At 37.0% G+C, this 22,423-nt stretch carries 24 protein-coding genes; 23 read left to right on the top strand and 1 reads right to left on the bottom strand.

Going from position 1 to position 22,423, the window contains the following annotated elements:
• Positions 1–56 precede the first annotated feature (56 nt).
• The 18 genes from ndk (at position 57) to FEU33_RS18815 (ending at position 16,424) form a co-directional block, all read left to right on the top strand.
• Positions 57–476 carry a nucleoside-diphosphate kinase gene (gene ndk / locus FEU33_RS09845; RefSeq protein ID WP_146549199.1) on the top strand — a complete coding sequence of 140 codons (420 nt, stop codon included), beginning with the start codon at positions 57–59 and terminating at the stop codon, positions 474–476.
• 613 nt (positions 477–1,089) lie between these two features.
• Entirely contained in the window at positions 1,090–1,863 is a 774-nt protein-coding gene (locus tag FEU33_RS09840) for a CheR family methyltransferase (RefSeq protein WP_146549198.1), read from the top strand.
• Between the two features lie 188 nt (positions 1,864–2,051).
• Entirely contained in the window at positions 2,052–3,233 is a 1,182-nt protein-coding gene (aroC, locus tag FEU33_RS09835; protein ID WP_146549197.1) for a chorismate synthase, read from the top strand.
• A gap of 2 nt (positions 3,234–3,235) precedes the next feature.
• Entirely contained in the window at positions 3,236–4,330 is a 1,095-nt protein-coding gene (gene aroB / locus FEU33_RS09830) for a 3-dehydroquinate synthase (protein ID WP_146549196.1), read from the top strand.
• Entirely contained in the window at positions 4,323–4,685 is a 363-nt protein-coding gene (gene aroH / locus FEU33_RS09825; RefSeq protein WP_146549195.1) for a chorismate mutase, read from the top strand. Before aroB ends, aroH begins: the two co-directional genes overlap by 8 nt.
• A 27-nt stretch (positions 4,686–4,712) precedes the next feature.
• Positions 4,713–5,813, top strand: coding sequence for a histidinol-phosphate transaminase (gene hisC, locus FEU33_RS09820; protein WP_146549194.1), 1,101 nt, complete (start codon positions 4,713–4,715; stop codon positions 5,811–5,813).
• Positions 5,810–6,910 carry a prephenate dehydrogenase gene (locus tag FEU33_RS09815; protein WP_146549193.1) on the top strand — a complete coding sequence of 367 codons (1,101 nt, stop codon included), beginning with the start codon at positions 5,810–5,812 and terminating at the stop codon, positions 6,908–6,910. Before hisC ends, FEU33_RS09815 begins: the two co-directional genes overlap by 4 nt.
• Before the next feature lie 14 nt (positions 6,911–6,924).
• Positions 6,925–8,214, top strand: a complete 1,290-nt coding sequence (gene aroA, locus FEU33_RS09810) for a 3-phosphoshikimate 1-carboxyvinyltransferase (protein WP_146549192.1) — start codon at positions 6,925–6,927, stop codon at positions 8,212–8,214.
• Between the two features lie 250 nt (positions 8,215–8,464).
• A complete protein-coding gene (locus tag FEU33_RS09805; protein WP_146549191.1) occupies positions 8,465–9,718 on the top strand; it encodes a tetratricopeptide repeat protein in 1,254 nt (417 codons plus the stop codon).
• Positions 9,719–9,735: 17 nt separating this feature from the next.
• Positions 9,736–10,290, top strand: a complete 555-nt coding sequence (locus FEU33_RS09800) for a ReoY family proteolytic degradation factor (RefSeq protein WP_146549190.1) — start codon at positions 9,736–9,738, stop codon at positions 10,288–10,290.
• Between the two features lie 48 nt (positions 10,291–10,338).
• Positions 10,339–10,788 carry a DUF2487 family protein gene (locus FEU33_RS09795; RefSeq protein WP_146549189.1) on the top strand — a complete coding sequence of 150 codons (450 nt, stop codon included), beginning with the start codon at positions 10,339–10,341 and terminating at the stop codon, positions 10,786–10,788.
• A gap of 154 nt (positions 10,789–10,942) precedes the next feature.
• Complete coding sequence (locus FEU33_RS09790; protein ID WP_146549188.1) at positions 10,943–11,446, top strand: QcrA and Rieske domain-containing protein; 504 nt, start codon at positions 10,943–10,945, stop codon at positions 11,444–11,446.
• A 21-nt stretch (positions 11,447–11,467) separates the two neighbouring features.
• Positions 11,468–12,142: a menaquinol-cytochrome c reductase cytochrome b subunit gene (gene qcrB, locus FEU33_RS09785; RefSeq protein ID WP_146549187.1), complete on the top strand. Its 675-nt coding sequence runs from the start codon at positions 11,468–11,470 to the stop codon at positions 12,140–12,142.
• Positions 12,143–12,185: 43 nt separating this feature from the next.
• On the top strand, positions 12,186–12,953 hold the full coding sequence (locus FEU33_RS09780; RefSeq protein ID WP_146549186.1) for a menaquinol-cytochrome c reductase cytochrome b/c subunit: 768 nt from the start codon (positions 12,186–12,188) through the stop codon (positions 12,951–12,953).
• 179 nt (positions 12,954–13,132) lie between these two features.
• Positions 13,133–13,744: a lipoprotein heptaprenylglyceryl N-acetyltransferase LhaT gene (gene lhaT, locus FEU33_RS09775; protein ID WP_425127958.1), complete on the top strand. Its 612-nt coding sequence runs from the start codon at positions 13,133–13,135 to the stop codon at positions 13,742–13,744.
• A 47-nt stretch (positions 13,745–13,791) separates the two neighbouring features.
• Complete coding sequence (locus FEU33_RS09770) at positions 13,792–14,469, top strand: zinc metallopeptidase (RefSeq protein ID WP_146549962.1); 678 nt, start codon at positions 13,792–13,794, stop codon at positions 14,467–14,469.
• Between the two features lie 316 nt (positions 14,470–14,785).
• Entirely contained in the window at positions 14,786–15,865 is a 1,080-nt protein-coding gene (locus FEU33_RS09765; RefSeq protein WP_146549184.1) for a glycerophosphodiester phosphodiesterase family protein, read from the top strand.
• A gap of 370 nt (positions 15,866–16,235) precedes the next feature.
• The gene (locus tag FEU33_RS18815) at positions 16,236–16,424 is read left to right on the top strand and encodes a hypothetical protein (protein WP_186731375.1); all 189 of its coding nucleotides are present in this window, start codon (positions 16,236–16,238) and stop codon (positions 16,422–16,424) included.
• Positions 16,425–16,451: 27 nt separating this feature from the next.
• On the opposite strand, the gene FEU33_RS09755 is transcribed toward FEU33_RS18815, so the two are convergent.
• Positions 16,452–17,318 (bottom strand): YitT family protein, encoded by an 867-nt coding sequence (locus FEU33_RS09755; RefSeq protein ID WP_146549182.1) that lies wholly within the window; start codon positions 17,316–17,318, stop codon positions 16,452–16,454.
• A 442-nt stretch (positions 17,319–17,760) separates the two neighbouring features.
• Between FEU33_RS09755 and dapB the strand changes: the two genes are divergently transcribed.
• Genes dapB through FEU33_RS09730 form a run of 5 tightly spaced genes read left to right on the top strand, consistent with a single transcriptional unit; the run spans position 17,761 to position 22,281 of the window.
• The gene (gene dapB, locus FEU33_RS09750; protein ID WP_146549181.1) at positions 17,761–18,558 is read left to right on the top strand and encodes a 4-hydroxy-tetrahydrodipicolinate reductase; all 798 of its coding nucleotides are present in this window, start codon (positions 17,761–17,763) and stop codon (positions 18,556–18,558) included.
• 16 nt (positions 18,559–18,574) lie between these two features.
• On the top strand, positions 18,575–18,979 hold the full coding sequence (gene mgsA / locus FEU33_RS09745) for a methylglyoxal synthase (protein ID WP_146549180.1): 405 nt from the start codon (positions 18,575–18,577) through the stop codon (positions 18,977–18,979).
• Between the two features lie 15 nt (positions 18,980–18,994).
• A complete protein-coding gene (gene bshA, locus FEU33_RS09740; protein ID WP_146549179.1) occupies positions 18,995–20,131 on the top strand; it encodes an N-acetyl-alpha-D-glucosaminyl L-malate synthase BshA in 1,137 nt (378 codons plus the stop codon).
• Positions 20,124–21,314, top strand: coding sequence for a CCA tRNA nucleotidyltransferase (locus FEU33_RS09735; protein ID WP_146549178.1), 1,191 nt, complete (start codon positions 20,124–20,126; stop codon positions 21,312–21,314). Before bshA ends, FEU33_RS09735 begins: the two co-directional genes overlap by 8 nt.
• Positions 21,298–22,281, top strand: a complete 984-nt coding sequence (locus FEU33_RS09730) for a biotin--[acetyl-CoA-carboxylase] ligase (protein WP_146549177.1) — start codon at positions 21,298–21,300, stop codon at positions 22,279–22,281. The genes FEU33_RS09735 and FEU33_RS09730 overlap by 17 nt, the downstream gene beginning before the upstream one ends.
• Positions 22,282–22,423 lie beyond the last annotated feature (142 nt).

Below are 22,423 nucleotides of genomic sequence, written 5' to 3'. Positions count from 1 at the left end.
TAATATTTTCAAGTAGGGCTTGAGCCCAGATAATATTAAGGAGTTGTAATTGTACAATGGCTATCCAAAAAACATTTTTAATGGTAAAACCAGATGGTGTCCAACGCCAATTAGTTGGAGACATCGTTGACCGTTTTGAACGCAAAGGTTTTGTTCTTAGAGGAGCAAAACTTATGCAAATTACGAAAGAATTAGCAGAAAAACACTATGCAGAACATGCAGATAAACCATTCTTCGGTGAATTAGTCGAATTCATCACTTCTGGTCCAGTATTCGCAATGGTATGGGAAGGCGAAAATGTAATTTCTGTTGCTCGTTTAATGATGGGGGCTACTAACCCAGAACAATCTGCACCTGGCACAATTCGTGGCGATTACTCAACTACAGTATCTCACAATGTCATCCATGGTTCTGATTCATTAGCTTCTGCAGAACGTGAAATTGGTTTATTCTTCAGAGAAGACGAATTACACTAGGATAGATAAAAAGGAATTGTTTCATCATTTTCTGAAGCAAAACCTGTAAACTGAAAAAGGCACGAATGTTGAATTGAATAGCATTCGTGCCTTTTGCTATTTGGGTTTTAGTAAAAATTCGTGAGTACTGTTTAATATCAGATGTGTTGATTAGGAAGAAATCGGGAAATGTATTTGTCATATTCCTTAAAAAGCATGTATTTTTAGCTCCATTTATGTAGATCTTCGCTGCGGCTTGCTCGAGTCCTCGAAAATGAACGCATTTCCTTCGTGCGATGTCGATTCGATGAAGGCAATTCAATGTCCCGCGGGAAAAGCGAACAGTTGAGACCCTGCACGAGCGTAGCGATTAAGGAACGGAGTCTAAGGGCGCCATGTCCTGTGGCAACGATTCCGTGACCAACACCTGTTGCACTCAGCGCCCGCCAACAGGAAAGCGAGCAAGCCGTAGCGGAAATCAACGAATTCTCTCTATATTTATGGAGAAAATTGCATAATCAACACACCTGGTTTAATATAGCTTATTTTTAAATAATCTCTCTATTCTTCTATTTAAGATTCATTTTTTATCCGGTATAATGGACATAGGACTATAGAGAGGGAAGATTCTCATATGACAACTGATTACGAACAATTTATTGTAAATATTAAACGTAAAACGGGTATTGATCTAGCATTATATAAAGAAGCACAAATGAAAAGACGCTTAACATCCCTTTATGAAAAAAGAGGATTTAAAAGTTTCAGTGAATTTTTTAAAGGTATTGAAAGAGATCAAAAGCTTCTTAATGAATTTCTAGATCGAATGACGATCAATGTATCTGAATTTTATCGTAATGGAAAACGTTGGGAAGTATTGCAAAATAAAATATTACCAAGACTATTACAGAATAATAAAAGACTTAAAATTTGGAGTGCTGCTTGTTCAACGGGTGAAGAACCCTATTCTTTAGCAATGGTTCTTTCCAATTACTTGCCATTATCGCAAATTTCGATTTTGGCGACAGACATAGATGAAAATGCGATTGCTAAGGCAAAAGCTGGCGTTTATCCTGAAAGATCGATAGTAGAAGTCCCAGCTAATATCAAAACTAAATATTTTGAGCAAAACGGTGCGTTTTTTAAAGTGCAGGATGAAATTAAGCGAACGGTGACATTCAAAAAACACAATTTATTAAAAGACACTTATGATAGTAATTTTGATTTGATCGTTTGTCGGAATGTCATGATTTATTTTACAGAAGAAGCTAAAGATAAAATTTATCAGAGTTTTAGCCATGCACTACATTCAGGGGGAGTATTATTTGTAGGCAGCACCGAACAAATTTTCAACCCAGCAAGATATTCTTTTGATATAGAGGATACCTTCTTTTATCGTAAAATGTGAATTGGAAAATTTTGTATTACATTAATGGAAGTAGGCCCCCATATCAAAAGTGGAGGATTATGGGGGACTTAGATCATCCACAAGCCTGATAGGATTATTGAAAAATTTTCACTACTTACTGCTTTTTTACGCTAAAATATGTTATAGTGAAAAATACATACTTTAACGAGTTGAAGGGAGAAAGTGTCATGCGATATTTAACAGCAGGAGAATCACATGGTCCGCAACTAACAACGATTATAGAGGGATTGCCAGCACAATTACCATTAACTGCTGAGATGATCAATAAAGAATTGAAGCGTCGCCAAGGTGGTCATGGTAGAGGCCGCCGTATGCAAATTGAAACAGATACGGTAGAAATTGCTTCTGGTGTTCGACACGGCAAAACGTTAGGATCTCCAGTGGCATTAGTTGTTAAAAATGATGATTGGAAACACTGGACAAAAATCATGGGAGCAGAGCCTTTAGCAGATGATGTAAATCCCGATGATATAAAAAGAAAAATATCGAGACCACGTCCAGGACATGCAGATTTAGTAGGCGGGATTAAATACGGACATCGTGATTTACGAAATGTTCTCGAACGATCTTCCGCTAGAGAAACGACTGTTAGAGTTGCAGTTGGCGCAGTAGCAAAAGCTTTGATCAACGAACTAGGAATTCGTATTGTTTCTCACGTTACCGAAATTGGCGGGATAATAGCTGACCATCAATCGATTGCTGGTAAATCTGCAGATGAAATTCGTGATATTGTTGAAGCAGATCCATGCTATTGTGCAGATCCAGTAGCTTCTGCAAAAATGGTAGAAGCGATCGATTCGGCAAAAGAAGCAGGCGATTCTATTGGTGGAGTTGTGGAAGTGATTGTGGAAGGATTACCTGCAGGAATTGGTTCATACGTGCATTATGATCGAAAACTAGATGCCAAACTAGCTGCGGCTATGTTAAGTATTAATGCGTTTAAAGGTGTGGAATTCGGCTTAGGTTTTGAAATGGCACATTTAAAAGGTAGTGAAGTGCATGATGAAATACTTTGGTCTGAAGAAAATGGGTATACACGACGCACGAACCGTTTAGGTGGTCTAGAAGGCGGAATGTCTACAGGAATGCCAATCATCATAAGAGGAGTTATGAAACCGATTCCTACTTTATATAAACCGCTTCAAAGTGTGGATATAGAGACGAAGGAACCATTTAAAGCAAGTGTTGAACGCTCAGATAGTTGTGCAGTTCCAGCTGCATCCGTTGTTGCAGAACATGTTGTTGCATTTGAAATTGCCAAAGCGATTGTGGAGCAGTTCCATAGCGATCAATTAGAGCAATTGAAAGCACAAATCGATGCAATGAAGCTATATGCGAAGGAGTTTTAAAAATGAATATTCCTGTTAAGGCACGATCACATGCTTATGAAGTACAAATTGGCAGCGGTCATTTGACAAAAGCCGTTCAGTCATTTGAAGAGAAAATTTCAAAAGCTGATCGTTTGATTGTTTTTACAGATGAACATGTATGGAAAATTTACAAAGAACCATTTACAAATAATTTTCCATTTCCATTTGACGTGTTTGTTCTGCCTGGTGGAGAAGCTTGTAAAACATTTGATCATTACTTTGCTGCCCAAACTTTTCTTCTTGAAAAAAAATGCACACGAAAATCGTTCTTATTTGCGTTCGGAGGCGGGGCTGTAGGCGATTTAACAGGATTCGTCGCCGCGACTTTTATGAGAGGTGTGCCGTTTATACAAATACCAACAACTATTTTGGCTCATGATAGTGCAGTTGGAGGAAAAACGGCGATCAACCATCCACTAGGAAAAAATATGATTGGTGCTTTTTATCAGCCAGAAGGCGTTATTTATGATATTGACTTTCTGGAAAGCTTACCGCAACGAGAAATCCGTTCCGGTATGGCAGAAGTGATCAAGCATGCTTTGATTTCTGATGAAAAATGGTTGCAGCAACTGATGGACTATCCTTCTATTCTGTCACTATCTAAAGAACAATTAGAGCATAATTTAGAACAAGGTATTCGTGTCAAAGCCAATATTGTGGAACAAGATGAGGAAGAACACTCTGTTCGAAAATATTTGAACTTTGGTCATACATATGGTCATGCAATAGAGGCTGCGTCTGGTTTTGGAAAGGTAGCTCATGGAGAGGCTGTTATGATTGGGATGGTGTATGCTCTATTACTTAGTGAACGTTATGGAGACATTACACATTCATTCACGAAGAAATTTTTACAATTTGCCCTTTCAAATGGTTATCCATTTGAAGCGGTAAGAAAATTTACTTTTGATGAACTACTCAGTTATTTGATGAAAGATAAAAAAGCTGAATATGGTCATTTGCAATTTGTCTTATTACGAAAAGTTGGTCAACCATTCGTTCAACAAATTTCTCAACAAGAATGTCATGAATTGGATCATCTTTTAAGAAAATTATTAGAGGAGGTAGCTTATGATTAGAGGCGTAAGGGGCGCGGTGACGATTGAACATGATGATGCTCAACTTGTGTTACAAGAAACGACTCATCTGATGCAAGAAATGATTGCTGCCAATCATATTGAACCGGAAAACGTTGCTTCAGTAATTGTTTCTACCACTCCAGATATTGTTTCGGCCTTTCCAGCAAAGGCTGTTCGTACATTAGAAAATTGGAATTATGTCCCTGTTATGTGTATGCACGAGATGAATGTGCCTGGAGCTTTACCACTATGTATTCGTGTATTAATACATGTGGATACTGATGAAAAGCAAAAAGACATTCGACATATTTATTTGCATGATGCGATTAAGTTACGACCAGATTTAGCAAAATAAATGTTACCGGAAAGAGGAGATTTTTTTATGAAATGGAAAGAACAAATTAATGGCATGAAAGCTTACCAACCAGGAAAATCAATTGATGCGGTAAAACGTGAATTTGGATTAGATCATATTGTCAAATTGGCTTCCAATGAAAATCCATTTGGTAGTTCGCCAAAAGTACATGAGTTTTTGGCGAAAGAGTCTTTCAATTTTGCCTTATATCCAGATGGTTATGCTACAGATATGCGTGCTGCTGTCGCAAAACATCTTGGCGTTTCAGGAGATGAACTAATTTTCGGTAACGGTTCTGATGAATTGATCAGTATTATTACACGTGCTCTATTACACCCAGGCGTGAATACGGTAATGGGTAATCCTACATTTTCTCAGTATGCACATAATGCCCGAATCGAAGGTGCAGAAATTCGTGAAGTCCCATTAAAAGATGGTAATCATGATTTGGATGCAATGTTGAAAGAAATCGATGAAAATACAGCGATTGTATGGGTATGTAGTCCAAATAATCCGACAGGTGTCGTTGTAGAAGATGCACCACTGAAATCATTTTTAAAACGTGTTCCCAAAGATGTACTAGTCGTATTAGATGAAGCTTATTTTGAATATGTCACAAATAAAAATCATAAAGACACGATTTCATACATTCATGATTATCCTAATTTGATCATTTTGCGTACATTCTCAAAAGCATATGGCTTAGCCACATTCCGAGTTGGGTATGGAATTGCCAATAAAGATTTAATCGCTAAATTAGATCCAGTCAGAGGACCATTTAATAATACAGGGTTAAGTCAGGCTGTTATTCAAGTTGCTTTACAAGACCAAGCATATATTCAAAAATGTCGTGAGGAAAATACAAAAGGTAAGGAACAAATCGAAGCCTATTGCGATGAACATGATCTACATTATTATCCATCAGATACGAATTTTGTGCTAATGGAAATAAAAGCAGATAGTGATGTTGTATTCCAAAAACTAATGCAACGTGGTTTCATTATCCGAAGTGGTAATGCACTTGGAACACCAGGATATATTCGAGTGACAATTGGCACACAAGCACAAAATGAAGGATTACTAGCACAATTGACAGAGATTTTAAAAGAAGAAGGCGTCTTTTCTTGAAGCAAAAAGTCCTTATCATAGGGTTAGGTCTAATCGGTGGTTCCATTGCATTGGCTTTACAAAAATCATCGAATATTCAAGTGATAGGTTATGACACAAACGAAAAAACACTTCAAAGTGCCAAAGTGCTAGGTGTCGTGCAAGATGTCACAAAACAACCTGAGTTGGCTGTAAAAGATGTAGATATCCTACTTTTTGCTACACCAGTTAATGCTACGATCGAATGGATGGAAAGATTGAAAACTTGGGATTTACCTGACAATATAATTGTCACTGATACAGGAAGTACAAAATCACTGATTATGCAAAAAGCAGTTGAGTTAAAAGACTTGGGAATTACTTTCATCGGAGGACATCCAATGGCAGGTTCTCATAAAAGTGGTGTCCTTGCTGCAAAACCTTATCTTTTTGAAAATGCTTATTATATGCTGACACCACATGAAGATGAAGATGAAAACAAAATACAACAGTTAAAAAATGTTCTTCAATATACACGGGCAAAACTAACGACTGTTTTAGCAGAAACTCATGATCAAATGACATCTGTAGTGAGTCACTTTCCACATATCGTAGCAGCTTCATTAGTATATCAGCTCGCCAAAGAGAGTAAAGATAATTCTTTAACAAAGCTTCTAGCGGCTGGAGGATTCAGAGATATTACGCGAGTAGCATCATCTAATCCTATTTTATGGCGTGATATTACACTGCAAAATCGTAAGCAAATTATTCATCAACTTGCTAATTGGCAAAAAGAAATGTTAAGAGTTCAAGCACTATTGGAAAGTGGAGATGACCAACAAATCGAAGCTTTCTTTGCGGAGGCAAAGGCTTTCAGAGATGAACTTCCAAGTACTGCTCAAGGGGCGGTTTATTCAACTTATGACTTGTATATTGATGTACCTGATTATCCAGGGAGTATTGCAGAAATCACTGCTTATTTAGCTGATGAGCAAATTAGTATTGCGAATATTCGAATTGTAGAAACACGTGAAGATATCTTCGGAATATTGGTCGTTAGTTTCCAAAATGCAGATGACCGAGCAAAGGCGGCTGCTTGTATTGAAAAACGTAGCCCATACGAGGTATATATATCGTAAAGGAGGTTGCATAATTGGCAGATGTAAGACTACATTATAAAAAGCCTATTCTACATGGCGACATTACAGTTCCTGGCGATAAATCTGTTTCGCACCGTTCCATTATGTTTGGGAGTATTGCAGAAGGTCGCACAACTGTAAGTGGTTTTTTATTAGGTGATGATTGTTTAAGTACGATTGACTGTTTTAGAAAGCTTGGGGTTGAAATCGAGCTGAATGATACAAATGTGGTGATCGATAGTCAAGGCATGAAAAATTGGAAAGAGCCTATCGATATTTTGTATACAGGAAATTCTGGTACAACGACTCGTTTAATGTTAGGGTTACTAGCTGGATCTAGCATACATGCTATTCTAAACGGTGATGCTTCTATTGGAAAAAGACCTATGAAACGTGTGATTACACCACTTCGTAAAATGGGTGCACATATTACAGGAAGAATGGATGGGCAGTATACACCTTTAGCGATAAAAGGTAGTCCGTTACATGCGATTGAATATACAATGCCCGTAGCTAGTGCACAAGTAAAATCAGCTATTTTACTGGCAACGTTACAAGCCGAAGGGACTACTGTCATTCATGAGAAAAGTGTCTCAAGAGATCATACTGAAAGAATGCTACGTCAATTTGGAGCAGAAATAACTGTAGAAAACGGAACCGTATCTTACAAAGGCGGACAAACTTTACACGCGACACATGTAGATGTACCAGGCGATATTTCTTCTGCAGCATTCTTTTTAGTAGCTGGTGCAATGGCTGAAAATAGCGAAATCACACTGCATAATGTCGGTTTTAATCCCACACGGACAGGAATTATTGATGTATTAGCTGCAATGGGCGCTGATATGAGAATAATAGTAGCTGATGAAGAAGCTGCTGAGCCTACTGCTACGATTACGGTTCGAACATCTGATTTAGCAGCCATAACAATAGATGGTGAGCTAATCCCTCGTTTGATTGATGAAATCCCGATTATTGCTTTACTTGCTACTAAGGCAAAAGGAACGACAGTTATTCGAGATGCAGCTGAATTGAAAGTAAAAGAAACTGATCGTATTACGGCGGTCGTCAATGAGTTAAAAAAATTGGGTGCCGACATCGAAGCAACGGATGATGGCATGATTATTCATGGCGGCAGCGAGCTCCATGGTGCCTCTCTTCAAACATACGGAGATCATCGTATTGGTATGATGGGCGCGATTGCGGCCTTGCTGATAGATGATGCTGTCGAATTGGATGATATAGAGTGTATCGCGGTATCTTATCCAACATTCTTTGAAGATATTCAAAAAATTATAAAATAGTAGGTTCTCAAGAAACTCTCCTATATTAGGAGAGTTTTTCCTTGTGTATAAAGCCATAGTCATGTAGCATAATGTTAAAAGCGAAGGCAGTGCATCTAGCTTCGAAAATCATTGGAAAATCCAAATCGAAAGCGGTTATTTTAATGATTCAATTGAAGGTTAAAAAGTGTACGAGGGGCAGTTATTTTTAGCCGCGCTAAAGTTGTAGCTCAGCTTAATGAAGGCATAAAAAGTAGAATCAGGTGACAAAATGGATATACAGGAAAAAATGATTGATACCATTCAAAAAGGGAACTTAGAAGGCATTCAAAATCTTCTCGAAGATTTTAAAATACAGGCAGATCCTTCTATACAATATGAAGTAATAGGGTTGCTGACGAATTTCGGCTTTTTAGAGGAAGCTGATGAATTATTAGAACACTTATTATATTTATTCCCAGATGAAGCGCAACTTAAAATTGATCGTGCTACATTATTGATGGAGCGAGAACAAGAGGATGAGGCATTAAATTTATTGATGTCGATCGACAATGCTGCACCAGAGTATCCACAAGTTTTATTGGCTTTGGCGGATTATTATCAAATGCAAGGGTTATATGAAGTTTCGGAGCAGCGTATAGATGAAGCATTAGATTTATTGCCAGATGAACCCTTACTACATTTTGCAAAAGCAGAATTATTAATGGAAATGGGACGTTTTACGGAGGCAGCTCGTATCTATCATGAATTGTACGAAGAACAAACTGAAATAGCAGGTGTACGGTTAGTTGAGCGATTAGCAGAAGTACATCGTGCAGGAGCGGCGTTTGAAGAGGCCTTAACTTTTTATATGAAAGCACTTGAGGATAATACATCACCAGACCTATTATTTGGTGCAGCCTATTCTGCATTCCAATCACAAATGTATGAAACAGCTATCCGATACACGGAGGATTTAAAAACTTTAGATCCAGATTACTTTTCAGCCTATCTGCTATTAGCGCAAAGTTATGCGATGCTTGAAAATAATCAACAAGCATTAGCAGTGATCAAAGAGGGGATAACTCGCGATGAGTATGATAAAGAGCTTTATCTATTTGCAGGAAAAATGGCCCTTAAAAACAGCCTACCAGAAGAAGCTGAACAATATTTACGACAAGCAATTGCGTTAGACAGTGAATATATGGAAGCCATTATTACCCTTGTTTCGATCCTTTCAAAAGAAGAACGAGATGAAGAAATTGTTGAACTAATCGAAAAACTAGAGCAAGAAAGTTTTGATTGGTCCACTTTATCGGCGTTTGCAGCTATCTCTTACGATCGATTAGAAAATTATGAACGTGCATACGATTTTTATCAATTAGCATATAATGACCATAAGGAAGATCCATTATTCCTTGAAAAATACGTTTATTTCTTGATTGAAGATGGTAAACGCGCTGAGGCAAAAGATGTAGTGAAACAGTTGATTGCTTTACAACCAGAAGAACCTACTTGGCAAGATCTTTTGCAAACTTTTGAATGAGAGGAGGCTCATACAAAATGACCGCATCCGTTTCTGTCTTGGACAAAAAAGAATTTGTCCGCTGGTTTTTAAAGAAGTACCAAATGAAACGACGTGAGTGTGTATGGATTTTGAATTATCTGCTTGGTCATGATGAATTATTAGAACATATTCATTTTGTAGAAGAAGCACATTACTGCCCACGAGCAATGGTTATGTCAACAACCGAATCATCTGGCATACCATTTCGCTTCTATCGGGGGAATATTATGACAGCAGATGCGGAAAAATCCTTCCATGATTTAAGACTTCATTCAGATGAAGAGATGTACATCCAATTAAATTTTCCAAAGGTTCCGCCAAGTAGAGAATATTTAACGGTATTAGAGGAGAATCCTTATATGCCAAATTATTTACAAATAAGCGAATCAGATCGTCAGCTTGCAGAGGAAATTTTGCAAGATAGTATGAAGACTTTTCAAGAGGAAGCTATTTTAAAACAGATTGATGAAGCGTTAGATCAAAATGATAAAGAGAAGTTTTATAGGTTGTCTGCATTATTGAATGTGATTAAAAATGTAGAAAAAAAATAAAGACTTCATCCGTCATTGGATGAAGTCTTACTTTTAGGAGGAATAAAAATGTTTTGGACAAGCAAGGATATTGATGAATTTTTAAAACAAAAGGAGTTTATTGATACAGCATTAGTTCCATTAGTCATATTAGAAGGAAAAGATTTAGGTATAAAACAGAGTGCTTCTGGGGCAGAATTTTTAATGTCATTAACAAATTTCATTGAACAACAATTCAAGGGACGAATTGTGTTAACTTCACCAATTACATATACTGCGTCAATGTCAAAAGAAGACATAATCACAGCTATTTATGATGAATTAGTGGCTGCTGGTTTCAAATATATTTTCTTTATAACATCTGACCATGAATGGAATAGATTCACAACAAATTATGACATGATTTGGCTGCCATCTATTCCATTAGGTGATATGGATGAAAAAGTTAAACAATCAGTTCTAAGTGATCAGTTAAGACAAGTAATACCAGTGCTATCTTCAAAATGGTCAAAACAATAAATCTTCTTTCAATAAATGTTCACAAATGGACATAAAACAGTTGAATGCGTTATTGACCTCACATTTTAGTTGATATATCATAGATATGTCCTAGTATTACTATTTTGTATAAGTTTGTCCGTTGGACTGACCTGAAGTTAGAGGGGGGAAAAGGATGAGTAACAATCGTGTCACAAGACGTCAATTTTTGAACTATACACTTACAGGTGTTGGTGGTTTCATGGCAGCTGGTATGTTAATGCCAATGGCTCGCTTCGCAGTCGACCCAATTTTACAAAAAAAAGCTGGGGGAGACTTCGTACCTACTGACAAAAAAGCCTCAGAGCTTTCTGACACTCCTGTAAAAGTAGATTTTACGTTTGAACAAGTTGATGCTTGGTACAAATCAAAAGTTACAAATACAGCATGGGTTTATAAAGATGGGGATAAGATTATTGCGCTTTCACCAGTATGTAAACATTTAGGCTGTACGGTTAACTGGGATGGTAACAAGGATTTTAAAAACGAATTCTATTGCCCATGTCACGGAGGCCGTTATGAGAAAAACGGTAAAAATGTGGCAGGTACACCACCACTTGGTCCATTAGACGAGTTTGAAGTAAAAGTAAAAGACGGTCTATTATTGATCGGAAAAACAAGAGCAAACACTTTAGTATAATTGTAAGGGGGTACGACATCAGTGCTTAATAAAATCTATGATTGGGTCGATGAACGCCTTGATATTACACCGATTTGGCGCGATATTGCCGACCACGAAGTTCCAGAGCACGTAAACCCTGCACACCATTTCTCTGCATTCGTATATTGTTTTGGCGGGTTAACGTTCTTCGTTACTGTTATTCAAATTTTATCAGGTATGTTCTTAACAATGTACTATGTACCAGATATCGAAAATGCGTGGAAATCTGTTTACTACCTACAAAATGAGGTAGCATTCGGTGAAATTGTGCGTGGTATGCACCACTGGGGCGCTTCCCTCGTAATTGTCATGATGTTCCTTCATACATTACGTGTATTCTTCACAGGATCTTATAAAAAGCCTCGTGAATTGAACTGGATTGTTGGGGTTCTAATCTTCTGTGTAATGTTAGGCCTTGGCTTTACAGGTTACCTACTTCCTTGGGATATGAAAGCATTATTTGCTACAAAAGTAGGTATTCAAATTGCAGCTTCTGTACCATTTATTGGTGAAGCAATCAAAATATTATTAGCTGGTGATTCATCCATCATCGGTGCACAAACATTAACAAGATTCTTTGCGATTCATGTATTCTTCTTGCCAGCATGTCTACTTGCATTGCTTGCTGCGCACTTTATCATGATTCGTAGACAAGGGATATCTGGCCCATTGTAGTATTACAATACAGCCATTAATATTTCCTTAAGGAGGGGACAAAATGCATAAAGGAAAAGGAATGAAATTCGTAGGAGATACGCGTGTTCCAAAAAAGGACAACAAAAACGTATATCCACCAGATTATTCCGAATATCCAGGCAAAACAGAACCATTCTGGCCAGACTTCTTGTTAAAAGAATGGATGGTTGGTGCGGTATTCTTAGTTGGTTATTTAATTTTAACAATTGCTCACCCATCTCCACTAGAGGGACAAGCTGATCCAACTAATACTAGCTATATTCCAATGCCGGACTGGTATTTCTTATTCTTATATCAATTACTTAAATATGAATATGCTTCAGGTCCTTATAATACAATTGGTGCAATCGTTATTCCAGCCATTGCGATTGGTTCATTGATGTTAGCGCCATTCTTAGATAGAGGTCCTGAACGTAAACCATTAAAACGACCACTTCCAGTAGCATTTATGTTATTAACACTTGCTTCTATGGTCTTCTTAACATGGGAATCAGTTGTTAACCACGACTGGGCTGCTGCTAAGAAACAAGGACAAATCGTTAAAACAGTTGAGATTAATCAAGAAGATCCAGGTTACAAAGTATATGCGAAACAATCATGTATTAACTGTCATGGTGATAAACTTCAAGGCGGTGCAGGTCCTGCATTAACGGATACAGGCTTATCAGCTGATGAAATTGCTAATATTGCTCATAAAGGTATACGTACTATGCCAGCAGGCCAATACAAAGGATCTGATGAAGATCTTCAAAAATTAGCTAAATTTATTTCAGGTTTAAAAGCTGAATAATAGAGGACTATATAATCTTCGAAACATTTTTTACTAGCTAATGGAGCTACTCCGAAAAGTTGGTTTTCACCGACTTTTTGGGTAGCTCTTTTTCTTTTTCGGACTGCTTCTATTCTTTACATATAAAGATAATACTGTATAATACATAACAAATTATTTTATAATATAAGGGGAAAATGATGACTAGACTATTGATGTTTGTATGGAAGATATTATCGCACCGTTTTTTTCTGTGGATGTTATTAATCATTAATATATTAGGGACAATTGGTGGTTATATTTGGTATGGTGAGCAATTATCGATTACGAGTCCTATTTTTTATATTTTTGTTCCCGATAGTCCGACAGCTACTCTCTTTTTCTCGATTGCTATTATAGGATGGCTATTCGGCAAAAACTGGAGCTTGATAGAAGCATTAGCGCTTATTACATTAGTTAAATATGGTCTTTGGGCAGTAGTGATGAATATATTGGCACTTATGCAAATGGGGTCGATCGGTTTTCTAGGATGGATGCTTGTTATTTCTCATTTTGCAATGGCCGTTCAGGGGATTTTATATATCCCCATGTATAATATGAAGATGATTCATGTAGGAATTGCTTCAATTTGGACTCTACATAATGATGTTATTGATTATGTCTTTGGTCAGATGCCGATCTATAGTATGCTTTCTATGTACATGTCTAAAATAGGCTATTTCACATTCTGGTTATCAATTGCTTGTATTACGTTAGCTTATTTTGTATCACAAAAAAGGTTATCGTTTGCGGTAAAAAATGATTCCCTTTAAAATAAGGTTAAGTACGTAATAGGAGGATGGTTTATTTGTCAATAGCGATGTATATCGTATATTTTCTCGTGTTAATGTTATTGCCTCTTTATGCACAACGGAAGGTAATAAAAACGTATAGGCGTTATGCAGAAGTTCGTTCCACTTCGGGGATGACAGGTGCAGAAGTAGCAAGAACCATTTTGGATAGCAATGGGCTAAGTAATGTAAGAGTTGTAGAAACATCAGGTGTTTTGTCGGATCATTACGATCCAACAACTAAGACTGTAGCCTTATCATCGCAAAATTATCATCATGCTTCCGTTGCTGGTACTGCTGTAGCAGCTCATGAATGCGGACATGCAATTCAACATAAGGAAGCGTATGCTTTTTTAACATTTCGTTCAAAATTAGTACCAGCAGCCAATATTTCTTCAAATGCATCATGGATTTTCATTATGATTGGTCTCCTTGGATCAATAAAATCATTGATGCTTGTTGGAATCATACTATTAGCGGTTGGAGTACTTTTTCAATTTGTTACGCTACCAGTAGAATTTGATGCATCTAAACGCGCTCTCAATCAAGTTGTTAGCTTAGGAATTATTCGTAATGAAGAAGAACCTGATGCGCGAAAAGTATTAAGTGCAGCAGCTTTAACTTATGTAGCAGCAGCAGCTACCGCCATCTTGGAATTGTTACGATTATTGTTAATCTTTACAGGTATGAATAATGATGATGAATAGTGTTCGTAAATAATATTAAGGCATCTTGGTTAAGGATGTAGTACAAACATAATGTTTGTATGAAAATACTCAGCTAGGCCCAAAAGGTATACTACAAAATTTATTTGTAGGTACCTTTTTGTTTTATATGTACGTATTTAAACAACTCATATAAATGTTGAAAATTTCTTGGTATGATCTACCGAATCTAGCTATTCATTAAACGACGGAGATGTAAGATCATACATAATTTGACTAAAACAATTCAAGTATATGTCGAAAAAATAACAAAAGCCGTTCATTGGTAAATACACATATATTTGGAGGAGAATATCATATGAAAAAGGCAGTAGTATGTTGCATCATCGCAATATCATTACTACTCAATACTGATGGGAATGTTTTTGGGGGAGCAGAGATTGCAAAGGCAAGTTCGATTTCAACTTATAAAACTACAGCTAATATAAATATGCGTAAGGGGGCTAGTATAAAATCTTCACGTATTCTCGTAGTTCCAAAAGGAAAAAAGGTTATTTATATTTCCAAAAAACGTACTAAGAATGGTACTTGGTATAAAATGAAATATAAAAATAAAAAAGGCTGGTTAAATGGTCAATATATTAAAGTAGTCAAAACAATTAAATCAGTGAAACACGAAAATACTCCAAATGCAGCAAAAGTAAAAACTACAAAAGAAAATATAGCAATTCATCCCTTAATCATTGCTCACCGGGGAGGAGCTAATCATCTTGCTTCTGAACACTCTCTACTCGCTTATAAGCAAGCTGTTGATAAAAAGGCGGATTACATCGAGATTGATCTTAGATTAACGAAAGATAACCAGTTAATAGCTATGCATGATGAAACAGTAGACAGAACCACTAATGGTACCGGAAAAGTTTCAGATTATACTTTACAGCAGTTAAAACAATTAAGCTTGGGTGATGGCCAAAAAATACCTAGCCTTGAAGAAATTTTTGCTCGTTTCAGAAAGACTACGAAATACTATATTGAAACAAGGAAAGTTGATGGAAAAACTGTGATGGAAGGTGAATTGTTAAAACTAATTCATCAATATGGATTAGAAAGACAAGTCATCATACAATCATATTCACAGGATAGTCTAAAGCGAGTAAAAAGTTTAGATCCTAATATTTCTTTAATTTTATTGTTAGTTGGCGACGCAGTAAAAAACGTAAATATAAATGCTGTTAAGCAATATGCAATAGGTGTAGGGCCTTATGCGAAGCTGATTGATAAAAGCTTTGTCGACAGAATGCATCAAGCGCATTTAAAAGTGCATGCTTGGTTCGATCATTCAAATGAGAAGGAGCTCATTCATAAAACGTTACAATATGGTGTTGATGGTGTTTTCACAGATTATTTAGATGACATACAAAAAATGATTAAGAAATGAAATACAAGAGGGGTTTAAATCATGAAAATAGTAAAGAAACAAATAGCTTACAGGGTAAAATACATTTAAAGTATAATTATTTGTCAGTCAATACTAGAGTATTAATATTCGAATGAATGGGTAATTTTTTTGGAACTAATCTATCAAAATATTAATGATTTTACAGTAGATTCAAGCAAATTTACTAGTAATTTTGAATTTGAGCCAACTTCATATGGATAAGCTATTGAAGAAACTTGTGCTTGGTATATTAAGAATAATGATATTTATAAATAATATGTCGTGAGGAAAATTATTTTTTTCATATTTTATCCCGCGTTAACAGGCGGTAAGACCCCACCTCAGGGTTTAGGGAAAAATGAGAAAGAGAGTGGGGGATCAACTGCCCGTAAAAGCCCGATTGGTTCGGGCCAACAAGATGTTGGTTACTCAGGTGTTGCCACGTCCTGTGGCAACACCTGAGTTCCTCTATTTCAGTGAGGAAGAAGAAGCGCCTACTGATGGAAGCTTCACTTTATACGATGGTGCGGTCTGGCCGAATCATTTAGCGAACACCTAGAAAGATGAAGAAAATCCACACTAAGTTTTATTCAATCGGTCTTTTTTGATCGTCTAAAGTAAAACCTTCCCCACTAACGTCATGCACTTCAGAGACAGATATGAAGGCATGTGGGTCTACTGTCAGAACGATACTTTTCAGCTTGAACATTTCATTTTTGGCGACTACACAATAGATGACTTCGCGTTCTTCCTTTGTATAGTAGCCATACCCTTTTAAAAACGTAACACCTCGATCCATTTGTTTGGCAATGCGCTCAGCAATTTTATGATTATTATTTGAAATAATGATCGCCCCTCTTGCTGCATAAGCTCCTTCTTGTACAAAGTCAATGACTTGAGCGGTGACAAATACACAGACTAATGTATACATAACAGAGCGAGCATCTAGATACGTTATCCATGATAAGACGATGACGGTTGCATCAAAGATAAACATTGTTTTCCCCATTGGCCAACCGAAGAATTTATTCACTAATCGAGCAATGATATCCACGCCACCTGTTGTGCCCCCAACACGGAAGATGATACCAAGCCCAACACCAAGAAATACACCAGCAAATAATGATACAAGGAACATATCATCATGCAAATCAATTGGAAATTGATAAATTTGAAATATTTTTAGGAATACGGATACAGATACAGTTCCAATAATCGTATAAGCAAAAGTTTTTTTACCGAGTACACGCCATCCGATGATGAACATGGGTATATTTAACATTAAGTTCATGATCGCAGGATCTAAATGGAATACATTGTATAAGATTAATGTAATACCGTTGAACCCGCCTTCACCAAGATGGTTCTGAATATTAAAATGCACAAAGCCAAAACTGAAAATAGCGGCTCCTAATATAATGAACAAAGTATTTTTTATTTTAATATTTGGCATGTCGTTTCACCTCATTTTTAGTTGTATAGAGTATAATAACGTTAGTGTGTAGATAAATAGTTGGGTTTGAAGTATACGTAATTTGACAGCGAAACATAAATTGATCTTGATTCAGAAAAAGACATCTCTATAGTTGGCGCAATTACGCTGGGGCGTATAGATGGCTAGTAAGATTGTTTCTTTTTAATAACTTCGCACAAGATTATATTATCATGCATTTTTGAGATTTTGACAACAATGATGATAGTTGATTAGGATAAGAAGAGGGATTTTCATCTCCTCATTAGATGTTAGTAGAACCAATTGGGCATATACAGGCAGAAGATTCCCACCACCTCTTCATGTTTATTTGAACCGAGAAGAGAGGAATCTTACGGCTTGTTCATGTGAGATAAATTAAAATATAAGATGATAATTGTTGGACTAGAAAGGAAGAGAAATAATGACTATTCGAGTTGTAATCGCAGGACCAAGAGGGAAAATGGGACAAGAAGCAGTACATACGGTCATCAATGACGATAATATGGAATTAGTAGCAGTGCTGGATCATAAAGAATTAGCACCCAATTTAGCACAATATGAACAATTTCCAGAACAATATAATGTCCCTGTTTATACAGAATTACATACATTATTTGATGTTGTACAAGCAGATGTTTTTGTAGATTTGACCACACCAAAAGTAGGATACGAACATACAAAGGCAGCTCTTTTTGCAGGTGTGCGTCCTGTCATTGGCACAACTGGATTTACGGATGAACAATTAGAAGAACTTGTGGGCATTGCGAAAACTTCAGGAGTAGGATGTATAATCGCTCCTAATTTTGCTATTGGTGCTGTATTAATGATGAAATTTGCTCAAATGGCAGCGAATTATTTTGCGGATGTTGAAATTATTGAAATGCACCATGATCGAAAATTAGATGCACCATCTGGTACAGGTGTGAAAACGGCTCAACTGATAGCCAAAAACCGTGTGCCACATAAACAAGGGAATCCAGAAGAACACGAAAATCTTTCTGGTGCAAGGGGTGCTGATATTGATGGCATGCGCATCCACAGTGTTCGTTTGCCAGGACTTGTTGCACATCAACAAGTTCTCTTTGGGGGAGCAGGAGAATTATTGACCATTCGCCACGATTCGTTTGATCGTAAATCATTTATGACAGGTGTAAAATTATCAATTGAAAAAGTAATGGAATTAAAAGAATTAGTCTATGGGCTAGAAAATATTTTATAAAAGGTGATGACTATCTATGAAAATCGCTCTAATTGCGCATGACAAGAAAAAAAGTGATATGGTGCAATTTGCGACAGCATATCGTGACATTTTGGCACAACATGAATTATTTGCAACAGGGACAACTGGACAACGAGTAATAGATGCTACAGGTTTGAATGTAAAGCGATTTCGTTCGGGACCGTTAGGCGGGGACCAACAGATAGGTGCTATGATTGCCAATAATGACATGGATATGGTTATCTTCTTCCGTGATCCATTAACAGCGCAACCCCATGAGCCGGATGTATCCGCATTAATCCGTTTAAGTGATGTTTACCAAATTCCTTTAGCGACGAATATGGGGACAGCGGAAGTATTATTGAAAGGATTAGAGAAAGGATTTATTGATTGGCGATTAATACAAGAACGCAGAAATTAGAAAGGTAGTGGTCGGATGAAAAAACTAAAAATCGGTATTACATGTTATCCGACCGTCGGAGGCTCTGGTGTTATGGCAACAGAGCTTGGTAAGATGCTGGCAGAAAGAGGTCATGAAATTCATTTTATTACATCTAGTATGCCATTCCGTTTAAATAAAGTTTATCCGACAATTTTTTATCACGAGGTCCAAGTGAATAATTATTCGGTTTTCCAATATCCTCCATATGACATTGCTTTGGCAAGTAAAATGGCGGATGTCATTCAAAGTCAAGAGTTAGATGTATTACATGTCCATTATGCGATCCCACATGCTGTATGTGCAGTTCTAGCACGTGATATGTCAGGACAAGACATCGGCATCGTCACAACCTTGCATGGTACAGATATTACGGTTTTAGGATATGATTCTTCTTTAACGAGCGCCATTCGATATGGAATTGAGAAATCCGATATTGTTACAGCTGTTTCATCTTCTTTAAAACAGCAGACCTATGATTTGATCGAAACAGATAAACCGATTGAAACGATTTATAATTTTGTAGATGAACGTGAATATTATCCGAAAGATGGTACTCAGTTAAAACAAGATTTTGGTATTCAAGAGCATGAAAAGGTATTAATACATGTTTCAAACTTTCGAAAAGTAAAACATGTACCAGATGTTATTCGAACGTTTATCAAAGTAAGAGAGAAAATGCCCGCTAAATTATTATTAGTTGGCGATGGCCCTGAAAAAACCCAAATTATGCATGAAGTGAAAAAATGTCCTTTTGCGACAGATATTTTGTTTCTAGGCAAACAAGAAAATTTGTCCGAGTTGTATGCCATGAGTGATTTAAAATTGTTGATGTCTGAAAAGGAAGCCTTTGGGCTCGTATTATTAGAAGCAATGGCGTGTGGAGTACCAGGAATCGGTACCAATATTGGAGGGATACCTGAAGTTATTCAGCACGGAGAAAATGGCTATATTGTAGAACTTGGCGATTACGAAGAGGCCGCAAAATATGCAATTGATTTATTACTAGATGAACATAAACTTCAACAGTTTCGAGAAAATGCTATCTTTACGGCGAATCATCATTTTCACTCGTCTAAAATTGTCGATCAATATGAATCGCTCTATGAAAGGGTGGCACGAAAACATGACTGAACAAAAAGCATGGCAAGCAGCTTTCGATGTGATTGCGTCACTGGAGGACAATGGCTATGAAGCAGTGATCGTGGGTGGAGCTGTACGAGATTCACTCAGAGGTCACATGGCTAATGATGTGGATGTTGCTACGAATGCAGTACCTGAAGAAGTAAAAAGGGTTTTTACACATACGGCAGATGTTGGCATTCAACATGGTACAGTTTTAGTTATTCATCCGATGAGCCCTGTAGAAGTGACGACATATCGTACAGAAGGTACTTATCAGGATCATCGTCGTCCCGATCAGGTGCAATTTGTGTCTTCTTTAGTAGAAGACTTAAAAAGACGCGATTTTACGATTAATGCCATGGCGATGTCGGGAGATCGGAAAATCATTGATCTATTTGGTGGTCAAGAGGACTTAAAAAATGGTGTGATAAGGGCTGTAGGAGAGCCGATAGAGCGTTTTAAAGAAGATGCTTTAAGAATGCTTCGTGCAATCCGTTTTAGTGCACAATTAGGTTTTCAAATTGATGATGCTACATTCCAAGCCATTTCAAGACAGGCTCAAGATATCCGTTTTATAGCGGTAGAGCGAATAAAAGCTGAGTTCGATAAAATCTTTACTAGCGAGCATCCTGAAAATGCTATGTACAATATCCAGCAATCTGGTTTAGCTCCATTTTTGCCAGGAGAATATAGGCATCAAGCGAGCTACTGGAATCATTTCAAGGCAAGTGAAGATGCACGGAAGGGATGGGCTTATTTTTGCCTATTGCAACAGCCTCAAGATAGCCAGATGATGCATGCCTTTAAATGTTCCAATAATGAAAAAAAACAAGTAGATGAAATCATCAAAGCCTATCAATCTCTAATCTCAACGGGCTGGACGAAAAAAGATTACTTTACGTTCCATTTAGAAATATTGAAAACGGCTTATGAATTTGCAAACAATTTTGGAAAAACAATTGTACAGCCCAAATCGCTAATCGAAATAGAGAAGATAAAATCTAGTCTAGCTTTACAAAAAAAATCAGATTTAGTGATAACAGGACATGATTTGATCGAATGGAGCGGTCGAAAAAGTGGCCCATGGTTAAAAGAATCGCTGGATCAAATACTGATTGAAATTCTTGAAAATCGTCTAAAAAATGAACGACAACAAATAAAGGAATGGTTATTAAATGAGCGTACCCATTAAATATGAACTATTAAAACGGTTATCTGATGCGAAAGGAAAGCCTGTCTCAGGTCAACAATTAGCAGATGATTTAAATTTGTCTAGAACGGCTATATGGAAACATATGAAGCAATTAGAAGAAGAAGGCTATCAATTTGAATCTATTCGAAAAAAGGGATATATCCTAATTTCCACGCCAGATACTTTAGACCCTGCTAAAATAACGGCTATACTTGAAACAGAGCAATTCGGGAAAAAAATCATTTATGAAGAATCACTGACGTCTACTCAAACGATAGCGCATCAGCAAGCACAGGATGGAGCACCAAACGGTACAGTTGTGATCTGCGAGGAGCAAACCGAAGGAAGAGGACGTTTAAAGCGACCTTGGAGTGCACCATTAGGTAAGGGGATCTGGATGAGTGTTATTTTACGTCCTAACGTTCTTCCTTATGAAGCACCACAGTTTACATTGGTGGCGGCTGTTGCCGTTACTTGTGCGATTATGGATGTCACTGGTGTTAGACCAGATATTAAATGGCCGAATGATTTATTGATCAACGGAATGAAATTCACAGGAATTCTAACAGAGATGCAAGCAGACCCAGATCGTGTAAACGCGATTATTATGGGAATCGGTATTAATGTAAATCAGGAACCTGAAGATTTTGATGATAGAATTGTCAATTTAGCAACGTCCTTGAAGATAGCAATGGGTAAGTCCATTGATCGTGCAGAACTTGTGGCTAAGATTCTTTATTATTTAGAAAAATTCAGCAATCAGTATGTTAGAGAAGGTTTTGAAAATATTAAAGCATTGTGGGAAGAATATTCTTGTACGATTGGCAATCGTATTAAGGCGACAACACTACGTGAAGTTTATGTGGGAAAAGCCATTGGGATTACAAAGGATGGCATATTAAAATTGCAACTGGACGATGGAACCATAAAAGAAATCTATTCAGCGGACATTGAAGTTGAAAAATAATGTTGGCAATCGCATTAAATATTGTTATAGTGGTACCATAGGACAGTATCTCAACGGAACTGTACCTCATTTTTAATACTTTAACAAAAAGATCTGCCTTGATCTTATTAGACAGGGACGGAAGAAAACGATTCAATGTGAG

This window comes from Rummeliibacillus suwonensis (assembly GCF_007896435.1).
Taxonomy (GTDB): Bacteria; Bacillota; Bacilli; order Bacillales_A; family Planococcaceae; genus Rummeliibacillus; species Rummeliibacillus suwonensis.
This window is presented reverse-complemented; position numbering and strand designations above follow the sequence as displayed.